Origin of the sequence: Streptococcus mitis (genome assembly GCF_002096815.1) — a bacterium.
Taxonomy (GTDB): domain Bacteria; phylum Bacillota; class Bacilli; order Lactobacillales; family Streptococcaceae; genus Streptococcus; species Streptococcus mitis_AD.
Map to the genome: position 1 here is coordinate 528,539 of NZ_NCVJ01000021.1, position 13,557 is coordinate 542,095.

The window sequence follows — 13,557 nt, forward strand, 5'->3', positions numbered from 1 at the left end:
GTATGCTAAAATAGGAATAGCACATCGAGAGAGGATTCTTATGATCAATCGCATTACAGATAATCAATTTAAACTAGTATCAAAATATCAACCTTCAGGAGACCAACCTCAAGCTATTGAGCAGTTGGTTGATAATATCGAGGGGGGAGAAAAAGCTCAGATTCTGATGGGGGCGACTGGTACAGGAAAGACCTATACCATGAGTCAGGTCATTTCCAAAGTCAATAAACCAACTCTGGTCATCGCCCACAATAAGACTCTGGCAGGACAGCTCTATGGAGAATTTAAGGAATTTTTCCCTGAAAATGCTGTTGAGTACTTCGTATCTTACTATGATTATTACCAACCTGAGGCCTATGTCCCTTCTAGTGATACCTATATTGAAAAGGATAGCTCTGTCAATGACGAGATTGACAAGCTCCGACACTCAGCGACTTCGTCCCTTCTGGAGCGCAATGATGTTATCGTCGTAGCTTCCGTTTCTTGTATCTATGGTTTGGGTTCGCCCAAGGAATACGCTGATAGTGTCGTTAGTCTCCGTCCTGGTCTTGAAATTTCTCGTGATAAACTCCTGAATGACTTAGTTGACATCCAGTTTGAGCGAAATGATATTGATTTCCAACGAGGAAGATTTCGTGTGCGTGGGGATGTAGTGGAGATTTTCCCAGCCTCTCGTGATGAGCATGCCTTTCGAGTAGAATTTTTTGGAGACGAAATTGACCGTATTCGTGAGGTTGAAGCTTTGACAGGTCAGGTCTTGGGAGAAGTGGATCATTTGGCGATTTTCCCTGCGACTCACTTTGTGACCAATGACGACCATATGGAAGTTGCTATTGCCAAGATTCAAGCAGAATTAGAAGAGCAACTAGTTGTCTTTGAAAAGGAAGGTAAATTGCTTGAAGCGCAACGCTTGAAACAGAGGACTGAGTATGATATCGAAATGCTCCGTGAGATGGGCTATACCAACGGGGTTGAAAACTATTCACGCCACATGGATGGTCGTAGCGAAGGTGAGCCTCCTTATACGCTTCTCGACTTCTTCCCAGATGATTTCTTAATCATGATTGACGAGAGTCACATGACCATGGGACAAATCAAGGGTATGTACAATGGAGACCGTTCTCGTAAGGAAATGCTGGTTAATTATGGTTTCCGTTTGCCATCAGCTTTGGACAATCGACCTCTCCGTCGTGAAGAGTTTGAGAGTCACGTTCATCAGATTGTTTACGTTTCAGCGACACCAGGTGATTATGAAAATGAACAGACTCAGACAGTGATTGAGCAAATTATTCGTCCGACAGGGCTTCTAGATCCTGAAGTGGAAGTCCGTCCGACAATGGGACAGATTGATGACCTCTTAGGTGAAATCAATGCCCGTGTTGAGAAGAATGAGCGTACCTTTATTACCACTTTAACCAAGAAAATGGCAGAAGATTTAACCGACTACTTTAAAGAAATGGGCATCAAGGTCAAGTACATGCACTCGGATATCAAGACTTTAGAGCGAACAGAGATTATCCGAGATCTGCGTTTGGGTGTCTTTGATGTCTTGGTCGGAATTAACCTGCTCCGTGAAGGGATTGACGTACCTGAAGTGAGTCTCGTAGCCATTCTTGATGCTGACAAGGAAGGTTTCCTTCGTAACGAGCGTGGACTCATCCAGACCATTGGACGTGCTGCCCGTAATAGCGAAGGCCATGTCATCATGTATGCGGACACTGTGACTCAGTCTATGCAACGTGCTATGGATGAAACGGCCCGTCGTCGCAAAATCCAGATGGCTTATAATGAAGATCATGGTATCGTGCCTCAGACAATCAAGAAAGAAATCCGTGACCTGATTGCTGTGACCAAGGCGGTTGCTAAGGAAGAAGACAAGGAAGTCGATATCAATAGCCTCAACAAACAAGAACGCAAAGAACTCGTCAAGAAACTAGAAAAACAAATGCAAGAAGCCGTCGAAGTGCTTGACTTTGAACTCGCAGCTCAGATCCGCGATATGATGCTGGAAGTGAAGGCCTTGGATTAGGGGAATTTTATGAATATTTTAGTTATCAATGGACATCCTGATAAAGAAAGCTACTGTCAAGCAATTTTTCAAACGATTGTAGAAAGTATAGACTCAAAGAGACATGAACTTGAAGTGATTAATCTTAATGAGGAAGAGTTTGATCCTGTTTTACGTTATGGTTATCGACAAAGAATGGAGGACAATCCGTTTATTCTACGCTCTCAAGAATTAATCCAGTGGGCAGATCATTTCATTTTTGTTTATCCTATTTGGTGGAGTAGCATGCCTAGTCTATTGAAGGGGTGGATTGATCGTGTTTTTACGCCAGGCATTGCATACTCCGCAAATAATCGTGGAAGCTTTATTTTGAACTACTTGAGAGGTAAACAGTTCAAAAAATTACTAAAAGGAAAAACAGCTAGTATCTATGCAACCTCCATGGCACCAACTTGGTGGTACACAGTATTTTCAGGTCCGATTAACATTCCAGACAGTTATGGAATATCAGTATTAAAGAATGCTGTATTGAATCACTGTGGCATAAAAACAAAGAGGGTTTCAATCTTGGGAGAGTTAGGCCGTGAAGTAAATACAAGTTCAACAAGACAAAAATTTCTACAAAAAGTAGCAAAGGAAGTCAGGGTGTTGAATTAAGGAGAAGAAAATAAATGACGGTTATTATCAAATCAATGGAAACTCCTGAAGAAATAGAAGGTAAGTCCCTCGTTCACTGGCAGACGTGGAGAGAGGCTTATGATGACCTTTTACCTGCAGAATTTCAGGAGACGATGACACTAGAAAGATGTCGATTCTTTAGTCAAAAATATCCAGAAAATACATTGATCGCGATGGATGGCATGAAGGTAGTTGGTTTTATCAGTTATGGAAACTTTCGTGATGAGACTATTAAAGCTGGCGAAATTATTGCCTTATATGTTTTAAAAGACTATTATGGAAAAGGTATTGCACAAAAGTTAATAAAAGCAGCTTTGATTGCTCTTAATCATTTTTCTGAAATTTTCTTATGGGTATTGAAAGATAATAAGCGCGCAATTGCTTTCTATCAAAAAATGGGCTTTACTTTTGATGAACAAGAAAAGATACTTGAACTTGGAAAGCCCATAAATGAAAAACGGATGGTATTCTATTCTAAATAATTTTAAAAAGTAGAAGCTAATGGTACTGGTACCAAGTCTAAAAATTTAATAAATTAGAAAGTGAGTAAATTTATGTCTCGAGCACAATTAACGATTTTAACAAATATTTGTCTGATTGAAGATCTCGAAGCTCAGCGCGTGGTGATGCAGTATCGCGCTCCTGAAACTAATCGCTGGTCCGGTTATGCCTTTCCAGGAGGCCATGTAGAAAATGGCGAATCTTTCGCAGAGTCTGTCATTCGTGAAATCTATGAAGAAACAGGGTTGACTATCCAAAATCCTCAACTTGTCGGCATTAAAAATTGGCCACTAGATACAGGTGGGCGCTATATTGTCGTTTGTTATAAGGCAACTGAGTTCTCTGGTACCCTTCGCTCTTCAGATGAAGGAGAAGTTTCTTGGGTGCAAAAAGGCCAGATTCCAAACTTGGATCTGGCCTATGATATGCTACCTTTGATGGAGATGATGGAAGCATCGGACAAATCTGAATTTTTCTACCCTCGCCGTACAGAAGACGATTGGGAAAAGAAAATTTTCTAATCCTTTACTAAATAACCTAGCTGATCCAAGGCCTCCTCGATATAGTGGAGGTCTTGTTGCGTTTCGGCTTCGACTAGGTGGTAATGGACACCATCTGTCAATTCAGATAAAGGTTTAAAATCAGAATGCTCGACTTGTTCTAGAAAATGTTGAACATCTCTGCGGCAAGACAGTTTAAGCAAGGTTTCAATTTCTCCATAAACGGGATGGTCAATCAAAGTATTCTGGACACGCCCTCCATTATCGACGATAGCAAGGAGTTCTTGACCGATTTCTTCAACTTCATGTTTCACCTTGAAAAGTTTATGGACATAAGGATTGGTATCAATTTGCTTATAGACGTAGCCACGATTAGTAGATAGGATAGGAGCGCCATCGGCTCTCAAAATTGCAATGTCCTGCACAATGACCTGACGTGTGACATGAAAATGTTCCGCCAAACTTTGGCCATTAAGGGCTTTAGGAGCTTCTTTCAAGAGTTGGAGCAGAGCTTGTTTGCGATCTTTTGTCATAGCTTTTCCTTTTAACGGCGTTTTCGAAGCACTTTATAGACAGCTAGTGCTAATGTATAGTCTACCATACTATGTATAATTGTGCCAAATCCAACTAGTACAAATAGAACATAAAACATATTTTCTACATTGGTACCAGAAGTTGCGTAGAAAACGACACAGGCCAATACTTCAGCAAGGGCATGGATAAGTGCTAAAACAAAGTTAAAAATCCAGGAAGATTTTGGTTTATCTAGTGTATCTGGGAATTTTTGTAGGTAAAGAGCCCCCAAAGTACCAAAAAAGATATGGGAAAAAGCTCGAAAAACGATAACCATGGGATAGCCAGCCATCAAAAATCCAAAACTAGAGGCTAGGATGACAAAAACTGCCATCAAGGGCGACAAGAACATGGCAATAAAAATAGCGATGTGACTCCCCAAAGTGTAAGAAGCAGGTGGAATGACGATCTTGAAAGGCATAACAATTGGAATTAAAATTGCAATAGCCGTTAAGAGGGCAGTCATTGTCATAAATTGTGTCTTTTTCCGTGTATTCATAAGAATCTCCTTTTAACTGTATATACACTAGTATAGTATAATAAACAAGACAATAAAGCAAGGATTTACTTGGGTTTATAGGTCGTTTTTTAGTTAAAAGTTGGTAAAGATTTCACTAAAAAGAAACTGTATAGAGCAAAATCTCCACCTTCAAGCTTGAAAGTGGAGATTGTTTTTATTTTTTCAAAGTCTGTAGTCTTGGAACAATGGCTAGGGTTAGAACTGCGGAAATGACTAATTCGGCAATGGAGTTTGTTGAGATAACAGTTGCTAGGAGTTTTTGGATATTACCATCAAAGACATTTCCAAAAAGGTAGAAAATTCCACCAAGTACAAAGACTGTGTTGGTAAGTGAACCAAGGGCACCAGCTAAAATAAGACCAGTTTTATTTTTCATCAGTTTATAGACTAGATAAGGAGTTAAACCAATCAAAATACGTGGGACGATAGCAATGATAGCTGAGTATATGTTTCCGTTTGGTACAAATGGGGAGAAGAGGTAGCTTGTCGGTAGAATTGTAATCGTGTTAACAGTTAAGCTAAGTAGCCCCATCAAAAATCCAAGTGTAACCCCAACTCGTGGACCGTAGATAATGCTGGCAATAATGACAGGAATATGAACGATAGTCGGTTTGATTGGGAATGGAAAAAGGTTAAAGATAAGTGAGCTCAGAAAGTGTATCACGAGCATGGTTGCAAAAAAGATAGCAATAGGTGCAATGTTAGAGCGTTTTTTCATCGATAGTTTCCTTTATTCTTTCTAAAATAATTGTGAGGTCGGCTAAAGCTCCTCGTCCATGGTCGCCACAAGCTAGTAGGGATTCCTTAGGAGCAATCAGCTGATAGCCGTAGCTTTCTAATGTTTTCAGATTAGCCTGAGTTGCCGGATGGTCATACATTTTTGTATTCATTGCTGGTGCGATGAGTTTTGGGATATGACTTGGCAAGGCTAGAGCCGTACTGGTCACCATGTTGTCCGCAAAGCCGTGGGCTAGTTTTGCAATAGTGTTAGCAGTTGCAGGGGCCACGATGAATACATCCGCCTTTTTTCCAAGTTCGATATGATTGACTTGAGCAGGATAGGGTTCCTTCATGACATCTAAGTGGACAGGATTCTGAGAGAGTACCTGTAGTGTCAAAGGTTGAATAAACTCTGTAGCAGCCTGGGTCATTAAAACAGTAACTTGATGGCCTTGTTTTTTTAGAGAATTGACTAAATCTGCCGACTTGTAAGAGGCGATTGAGCCCGTTACAGCCAAGAGAATGTTTGCCATAGCTTTCCTTTCTATGAATGATAGGCTTGAATTTTTTCAAGGAGGAGTTTTGCAATTTCTTCTTTAGTCTGGACTGTTTGAAGCTGATTTTTCTCAACAAAGATAGCACGATGCTGGTTTGCTGAAATTTGAGTCAGGTCATTTGCGATAATCAAGTCTGCTTTGTTCTTGATAAGACTTTTTCTGGCAATCTCGATGAGATAATCCTCAGAGACATCAACCAGCAGTTTGAAACCAATCAGATGAATAGCAGGATTCCATTCCTTGACTAGAGAGATGATTTTGGGTGTCTTTTTTAGGAACAAAACCTGAACCTCGTCAGCTGAAGAAATCTTAGCTTGATGATTTTGCTTGCTTAAAAATTCTTCCAAATTGGAACTAGATTGAACTTCCTCAACCCCTGTCATATAGACAGGAGTGTAATCGGACACCGCCATTGAGTGAATCAAAACCTGATAATCTGCAACACGTTCTTTCATTTCCAGAAGAAGGTTCTTGGTATTGTTAATTTCTCGAATGCTTAGGTTGGGATGGGCTTCTGGCTTCACGGCTCGTTTTGTTGTTATCAAACAAACTTCATGCCCTGCAGCAAGCAAAGTTTCTGTGATGATTTTGCCCAAGCGACCTGTGGAATGATTAGTGATAGAGCGGACGCTATCAATAGCTTCACTGGTACCGCCCGATGTAACTAAAATTTTCATAGCACTATTGTACACAAAAATAAACGGTAAGTAAAATGAAAGTGATAAAATTTTGGTAAAAGGAAAGAATATAGTTTCAAACTATAAAGCCATATAAAATTTAAGAAAGGACTCTAAAAACCTTAAAAACAGGGATATTTACGAACGTTTAGAGAGTTTTTGGATGTTAAAAATCTTGTTTTGTGATATAATGAATTATCATATAAGAGGTTAGAGGAGTTTTGAATGAAAACAGATATTGAAATCGCACAGAGTATTGAGCTGAAGCCAATCGTTGATGTTGTAGAGAAACTTGGTATTTCTTACGACGATTTGGAGTTGTACGGAAAGTACAAGGCTAAGCTCAGCTTTGATAAAATTCGTGCAGTTGAGAGCAATCCAGTTGGAAAATTGATTCTGGTTACTGCCATCAACCCAACACCTGCAGGTGAAGGAAAATCAACCATTACCATTGGTCTTGCGGATGCCTTGAATAAGATTGGCAAGAAAACTATGATTGCTATTCGCGAACCATCTCTTGGTCCAGTAATGGGTATTAAGGGGGGTGCTGCTGGTGGTGGTTATGCCCAAGTCCTGCCAATGGAGGACATTAACCTTCACTTTACTGGGGACATGCATGCCATTACAACTGCCAACAATGCGCTTTCTGCCTTGATTGACAACCACTTGCATCAAGGAAATGAGTTGGGAATTGACCAACGTCGTATCCTTTGGAAACGTGTTGTGGACTTGAATGATCGTGCTCTTCGCCATGTGACAGTTGGACTTGGTGGTCCTCTAAATGGTATTCCACGTGAGGATGGCTTTGACATTACAGTTGCTTCAGAGATCATGGCAATTCTTTGCTTGGCAACGGACATCGAGGACTTGAAACGTCGTTTGGCGAATATCGTTATTGGTTATCGTTACGACCGTACACCAGTTTCTGTAGGTGATTTGCAGGTTGAAGGTGCCTTGGCTTTGATTTTGAAGGATGCTATTAAACCGAACCTGGTTCAGACAATTTACGGTACACCTGCCTTTGTACACGGTGGTCCATTTGCCAATATTGCTCACGGATGTAATTCAGTCTTGGCAACAAGCACAGCCCTTCACTTGGCTGATTACACAGTTACTGAAGCTGGTTTTGGTGCGGACCTTGGTGCTGAAAAATTCCTTGATATCAAGACACCAAACTTGCCAACATCTCCAGATGCAGTTGTCATTGTTGCAACCCTTCGTGCCCTTAAGATGAATGGTGGTGTGGCTAAAGACGCTCTTACTGAAGAAAACGTAGAAGCAGTTCGTGCAGGTTTTGCTAACTTGAAACGCCACGTTGAAAATATCCGTAAATTTGGAGTACCTGCAGTTGTAGCAATCAATGAATTTGTTTCTGATACAGAAGCTGAAATTGTAGCCTTGAAAGAACTTTGTGCCTCAATCGATGTACCAGTTGAGTTGGCAAGTGTCTGGGCTGATGGTGCGGAAGGTGGAGTAGCTCTTGCTGAAACAGTTGTCAAGACTATCGCTGAAAACCCATCTAACTATAAACGTTTGTATGACAATGACATTTCTGTCCAAGAAAAGATTGAAAAGATTGTCACTGAAATCTACCGTGGTAGTAAAGTGAACTTTGAGAAGAAAGCTCAAACACAAATCGCTCAAATCGTTCAAAACGGTTGGGACAAATTGCCAATCTGTATGGCTAAAACTCAATACAGTTTCTCAGATAATCCAAATGCCCTTGGAGCACCTGAAAACTTTGAAATTACCATTCGCGAATTGGTGCCAAAATTAGGTGCAGGCTTTATCGTTGCCTTAACTGGCGATGTCATGACCATGCCAGGCCTACCAAAACGTCCAGCAGCTCTCAACATGGATGTTGAAAGTGATGGAACAGTTCTAGGATTGTTCTAGTATATTGTAATTGACTTTATATTCTTCGAAAATCAAATTCAAACCACGTCAGCTTCACCTTACCGTACTCAAGTACAGCCTGCGGCTAGCTTCCTAGTTTGCACTTCGATTTTCATTGAGTAAAAAATGAGTTTGGAAATACTATCCAAGCTCATTTTTTATCTAGATATAAGAAGTTGCCTTCTAGACGCAATCAATCTAGGTAAAGATATTTTCCCTGAATTCTGATATAATAGAAATATTGACTTCAAGAGTAAGGAAGAGAAGATGAACGCATTATTAAATGGAATGAATGACCGTCAGGCTGAGGCGGTGCAAACGACAGAAGGTCCCTTGTTAATCATGGCAGGGGCTGGTTCTGGAAAGACTCGTGTTTTGACCCACCGTATTGCTTATCTGATTGATGAAAAGATGGTCAATCCGTGGAATATCTTGGCTATTACCTTTACCAACAAGGCTGCGCGTGAGATGAAGGAGCGTGCTTATAATCTTAATCCAGCTACTCAGGACTGTTTGATTGCGACCTTCCACTCCATGTGTGTGCGTATTCTGCGTCGCGATGCGGACCATATTGGCTACAACCGCAATTTCACAATTGTAGATCCTGGTGAACAGCGAACCCTCATGAAACGCATTCTCAAGCAGCTGAACTTGGATCCTAAAAAATGGAATGAACGAACTATTTTGGGGACCATTTCCAATGCTAAGAATGATTTGATTGATGATGTGGCTTATGCTTCCCAAGCTGGCGATATGTATACGCAAATCGTGGCTCAGTGTTACACGGCTTACCAAAAAGAATTGCGTCAGTCGGAGTCGGTTGACTTTGATGATTTGATTATGCTGACCTTGCGTCTCTTTGATCAGAATCCTGATGTCCTGACCTACTATCAACAGAAGTTTCAATACATCCATGTTGATGAGTACCAAGATACCAACCACGCTCAGTACCAATTGGTCAAACTTTTGGCTTCCCGTTTTAAAAATATCTGTGTTGTTGGAGATGCGGACCAGTCTATTTACGGTTGGCGTGGTGCTGATATGCAGAATATCTTGGATTTCGAAAAGGATTATCCCCAAGCCAAGGTTGTTTTGTTGGAGGAGAATTACCGTTCCACTAAAACCATTCTTCAAGCGGCCAACGAGGTCATTAAAAATAACAAAAACCGCCGTCCTAAGAATCTCTGGACTCAAAACGCTGATGGGGAACAAATCGTTTACTATCGTGCCAATGATGAGCTAGATGAGGCTGTATTTGTAGCCAGAACTATCGATGAACTTGGTCGGAGTCAAAACTTCCTTCACAAGGATTTTGCAGTTCTTTATCGTACTAATGCGCAGTCCCGTACTATTGAGGAAGCCTTGCTCAAGTCAAATATTCCTTATACCATGGTTGGAGGAACCAAATTCTACAGCCGTAAGGAAATCCGTGATATCATCGCTTACCTCAATCTTATTGCTAATTTGAGTGACAATATCAGTTTTGAGCGCATTATCAACGAACCGAAGCGTGGAATTGGGCCAGGTACAGTTGAGAAAATCCGTGACTTTGCGAACATGCAAGACATGTCCATGCTAGATGCTTCAGCCAATATTATGTTGTCTGGTATCAAGGGTAAGGCAGCCCAGTCTATCTGGGATTTTGCAAATATGATGTTAGATTTGCGGGAGCAGCTAGACCACTTAACTATTACTGAGTTAGTTGAGGCCGTTCTAGAAAAAACAGGTTATGTTGATATTCTTAATGCCCAAGCGACTCTAGAAAGCAAGGCTCGGGTAGAAAACATCGAGGAGTTCCTTTCTGTTACGAAAAACTTTGATGACACCTCTGATATGCCAGAAGAGGAAACTGGTTTGGACAAACTGAGTCGTTTCTTAAATGACTTGGCCTTGATTGCGGACACAGATTCAGGTAGTCAGGAGACATCAGAAGTAACCTTGATGACCCTGCATGCTGCCAAAGGTCTCGAGTTTCCAGTTGTCTTTTTGATTGGGATGGAAGAAAATGTCTTTCCGCTTAGCCGTGCGGCTGAAGATCAAGATGAATTGGAAGAAGAGCGCCGTCTGGCCTATGTTGGAATTACGCGTGCAGAGAAAATTCTCTATCTGACTAATGCCAACTCACGCTTGCTTTTTGGTCGTACCAACTACAATCGTCCGACTCGTTTTATTAATGAAATTAGTTCAGACTTGCTTGAGTATCAAGGATTGGCGCGCCCAGCCAATACAAGCTTTAAGGCATCTTATAGCAGTGGTGGTCTTGCCTTTGGTCAAGGTATGAGTTTGGCTCAAGCTCTTCAAGAACGGAAACGCAATGCTGCACCAAAATCTATCCAGTCAAGTGGTCTCCCATTTGGTCAATTTACAGCTGGAGCAAAATCAGCGTCTAGCAAGGCAAATTGGTCCATTGGTGACATTGCCCTCCACAAGAAGTGGGGAGAGGGAACTGTCCTGGAAGTTTCAGGTAGCGGTGCTACGCAGGAATTAAAAATCAATTTCCCAGAAGTTGGTTTGAAAAAACTTTTAGCTAGTGTAGCCCCAATTGAGAAAAAAATCTAATTTTTCATCCTTCTCACGAATAATAAAGTGAGGAGGATTTTTATGTACAGTATTTCATTCCAAGAAGATTCACTATTACCAAGAGAAAGACTGGCCAAGGAAGGAGTAGAAGCGCTCAGTAATCAAGAGTTGCTAGCTATTCTACTCAGGACAGGGACACGTCAGGCCAGCGTTTTTGAAATTGCCCAGAAAGTCTTGAGCAATCTTTCAAGCCTAACGGATTTGAAAAAAATGACCCTGCAGGAATTGCAGAGCCTATCTGGTATCGGGCGCGTTAAGGCCATAGAATTACAAGCAATGATTGAACTGGGGCATCGTATTCACAAGCATGAGACCATTGAGATGGAAGGTATTCTCAGTAGCCAAAAGTTGGCTAAGAAGATGCAACAGGAATTAGGGGACAAAAAACAAGAGCACCTGGTGGCGCTCTATCTCAATACTCAAAATCAAATCATCCATCAACAGACCATTTTTATCGGTTCTGCAACTCGTAGTATCGCTGAGCCGCGAGAGATTCTTCACTATGCTATCAAGCATATGGCAACCTCTCTTATCTTGGTCCACAATCATCCTTCAGGAGCGGTAGCCCCTAGCCGAAATGATGATCATGTTACAAAACTTGTCAAAGAAGCCTGCGACCTGATGGGAATTGTCCTCTTGGACCATTTGATTGTCTCACAATCTAGTTACTTTAGTTATCGTGAAAAGACGGATTTAATCTAAAGTTCATTAATGACATAGTCAAAGAGTTTTTTATCTTTGGAACGATTTTCAAATAGAAATTCTGGGTGCCATTGGACACCGAGAAAGGCAACATCATCCGTACTCATGACAGCTTCAATGATACCATCTTTAGGATCATGAGCTGCAATCTTTAAGTTGGGAGCTAAATCCTTGATACTCTGGTGGTGGAAGGAGTTGATATGGGAGATTTCTCCATAGATTTCTCGAAGAACAGTATCTGGTTCGGTCACCAAGCGTTGGGTTGTGTATTCGGCTGAACAATCCTGCCAGTGGTCTTCGATATCTTGGTACAGAGTTCCGCCCATGGCAACGTTAAAGAGTTGAGTCCCACGACAGACAGAGAAAATCGGCTTTTGCTGTTTAATAGCTTCCTTGATGAGGGCTAGTTCGAAGATATCTCTTTGAAGGTGGTAGTCATCGCTATCAATGGTTTTTGGTTCACCATAGAATTTTGGATCAACATTTTGCCCACCTGTCAAGATGAGCTTGTCAATCATACTGATATAGTGGCTAGCCATTTCTTGATCACCAATCGGTAGGATGATGGGAATCCCTCCAGCGTCTTTAACGCCCTCAACAAAGCCTTTTGCTGCGTAGCTCATCATGATGTCATCATCTGGATGAGTTTTTTCGTTTCCTGTAATCCCAATAACTGGTTTTTTCATAAAATGATTTTCGCTTTCTAATCCTCTTTTCGCATGAAATAGAGGAGAGTTTGGAGTTCACTTGTCAAATCGACATATTGAACGACCACGTCTTTTGGTAAATGAAGATGGACTGGTGAAAAACTGAGAATCCCTTTTACGCCAGCATCCACCAAGAGATTGGCAACCTCTTGGGATTTAACGCTAGGAACAGTCAGGATAGCAGTCTTCACATCAGCATCCTTGATTTTATCCTTGATTTGAGAAATCCCGTAAATGGGAATTCCATCAGAAGTTTGGGTACCGACTTCGGGATGGTCATCTAGGTCAAAGGCCATGATAATTTTCATCTTGTTACGCTCGTGGAAGCGGTAGTGGAGAAGGGCATGGCCCATATTGCCAATACCTACCAGCATGACATTGGTAATGGAGTTATCATTGAGCAAATCGGCAAAAAATGTCATCAGTTTTTTGACATCATAGCCAAATCCACGCCGACCTAGTTCACCAAAATAGGAAAAATCCCGACGTACGGTCGCGGAATCAATACCGATAGCCTCTGCAATTTGCTTAGAGTTGGCACGTTCAATCTTTTCTGCATGAAATCTCTTAAAAATTCGATAGTAGAGAGAGAGTCTTTTTGCTGTAGCTTTTGGAATAGCAGACTGTTTATCTTTCACAAAATCACAACCTTTCTATTCTTCTATTTTATAGAAACATTGTGAAAAAATCAACAAAAACAAGAAAAAACTAAGAAAAATCTTAGTTTTGATGTAAAAAATCTGCATGTGATAGAAAACGGTAGAGGTCTCCGACCAGTCCTTGGTAAACTTCTTGCCCTTTAAAGGTCAAAGAAGTTACATAAAGTGTATCTGGCAGAGTCACACATCCTGACAGAGCCAGCATGAGAGCCTCATAATCTTCATATTTGAGTGTACGCTCTACATGATAGCTGTCCTTATAGGTCAGTTCAAACATTT

Annotated in this window: 15 protein-coding genes; 7 read left to right on the forward strand and 8 right to left on the reverse strand. The window is 41.1% G+C overall.

The annotated features are described in order from the left end of the window. Nucleotides 1–40: 40 nt before the first annotated feature. The 4 genes from uvrB (at nucleotide 41) to B7696_RS09400 (ending at nucleotide 3,708) form a co-directional block, all read left to right on the forward strand. On the forward strand, nucleotides 41–2,029 hold the full coding sequence (uvrB, locus tag B7696_RS09385; RefSeq protein WP_084863389.1) for an excinuclease ABC subunit UvrB: 1,989 nt from the start codon (nucleotides 41–43) through the stop codon (nucleotides 2,027–2,029). A 9-nt stretch (nucleotides 2,030–2,038) separates the two neighbouring features. Beyond that, nucleotides 2,039–2,665 (forward strand): NAD(P)H-dependent oxidoreductase, encoded by a 627-nt coding sequence (locus tag B7696_RS09390; protein WP_084863391.1) that lies wholly within the window; start codon nucleotides 2,039–2,041, stop codon nucleotides 2,663–2,665. 14 nt (nucleotides 2,666–2,679) lie between these two features. Then, a complete protein-coding gene (locus B7696_RS09395) occupies nucleotides 2,680–3,168 on the forward strand; it encodes a GNAT family N-acetyltransferase (protein WP_084863392.1) in 489 nt (162 codons plus the stop codon). Nucleotides 3,169–3,240: 72 nt separating this feature from the next. Beyond that, entirely contained in the window at nucleotides 3,241–3,708 is a 468-nt protein-coding gene (locus tag B7696_RS09400; RefSeq protein ID WP_084863394.1) for an 8-oxo-dGTP diphosphatase, read from the forward strand. On the opposite strand, the gene B7696_RS09405 is transcribed toward B7696_RS09400, so the two are convergent. The 5 genes from B7696_RS09405 to coaB all read right to left on the reverse strand — a co-directional run bounded on the left by B7696_RS09405 (nucleotide 3,705) and on the right by coaB (nucleotide 6,734). After that, nucleotides 3,705–4,220: a transcription repressor NadR gene (locus tag B7696_RS09405; RefSeq protein ID WP_000159185.1), complete on the reverse strand. Its 516-nt coding sequence runs from the start codon at nucleotides 4,218–4,220 to the stop codon at nucleotides 3,705–3,707. The genes B7696_RS09400 and B7696_RS09405 overlap by 4 nt on opposite strands. Nucleotides 4,221–4,231: 11 nt before the next feature. Next, a complete protein-coding gene (locus tag B7696_RS09410) occupies nucleotides 4,232–4,759 on the reverse strand; it encodes an ECF transporter S component (protein WP_001097396.1) in 528 nt (175 codons plus the stop codon). Nucleotides 4,760–4,934: 175 nt separating this feature from the next. Further along, complete coding sequence (locus B7696_RS09415) at nucleotides 4,935–5,498, reverse strand: ECF transporter S component (protein ID WP_000747412.1); 564 nt, start codon at nucleotides 5,496–5,498, stop codon at nucleotides 4,935–4,937. Beyond that, on the reverse strand, nucleotides 5,482–6,033 hold the full coding sequence (gene coaC, locus B7696_RS09420) for a phosphopantothenoylcysteine decarboxylase (protein WP_084863395.1): 552 nt from the start codon (nucleotides 6,031–6,033) through the stop codon (nucleotides 5,482–5,484). Before coaC ends, B7696_RS09415 begins: the two co-directional genes overlap by 17 nt. A gap of 11 nt (nucleotides 6,034–6,044) precedes the next feature. Further along, nucleotides 6,045–6,734: a phosphopantothenate--cysteine ligase gene (coaB, locus tag B7696_RS09425; RefSeq protein WP_084863397.1), complete on the reverse strand. Its 690-nt coding sequence runs from the start codon at nucleotides 6,732–6,734 to the stop codon at nucleotides 6,045–6,047. A 225-nt stretch (nucleotides 6,735–6,959) separates the two neighbouring features. On the opposite strand from coaB, the gene B7696_RS09430 reads away from it, so the two are divergent. From B7696_RS09430 to radC, 3 genes are all read left to right on the forward strand, one after another. Further along, nucleotides 6,960–8,630, forward strand: a complete 1,671-nt coding sequence (locus tag B7696_RS09430; RefSeq protein ID WP_084863399.1) for a formate--tetrahydrofolate ligase — start codon at nucleotides 6,960–6,962, stop codon at nucleotides 8,628–8,630. Between the two features lie 267 nt (nucleotides 8,631–8,897). Next, a complete protein-coding gene (pcrA, locus tag B7696_RS09435) occupies nucleotides 8,898–11,189 on the forward strand; it encodes a DNA helicase PcrA (protein WP_084863401.1) in 2,292 nt (763 codons plus the stop codon). Nucleotides 11,190–11,231: 42 nt separating this feature from the next. Then, nucleotides 11,232–11,912, forward strand: coding sequence for a RadC family protein (gene radC / locus B7696_RS09440; RefSeq protein WP_049546591.1), 681 nt, complete (start codon nucleotides 11,232–11,234; stop codon nucleotides 11,910–11,912). On the opposite strand, the gene B7696_RS09445 is transcribed toward radC, so the two are convergent. From B7696_RS09445 to B7696_RS09455, 3 genes are all read right to left on the reverse strand, one after another. After that, nucleotides 11,909–12,598, reverse strand: a complete 690-nt coding sequence (locus B7696_RS09445; protein ID WP_084863402.1) for a gamma-glutamyl-gamma-aminobutyrate hydrolase family protein — start codon at nucleotides 12,596–12,598, stop codon at nucleotides 11,909–11,911. The two genes, radC and B7696_RS09445, sit on opposite strands and share 4 nt — an antisense overlap. Before the next feature lie 17 nt (nucleotides 12,599–12,615). Then, a complete protein-coding gene (locus B7696_RS09450) occupies nucleotides 12,616–13,257 on the reverse strand; it encodes a redox-sensing transcriptional repressor Rex (RefSeq protein ID WP_084863404.1) in 642 nt (213 codons plus the stop codon). Between the two features lie 82 nt (nucleotides 13,258–13,339). Next, entirely contained in the window at nucleotides 13,340–13,555 is a 216-nt protein-coding gene (locus B7696_RS09455; protein WP_000462491.1) for a DUF4649 family protein, read from the reverse strand. Nucleotides 13,556–13,557 lie beyond the last annotated feature (2 nt).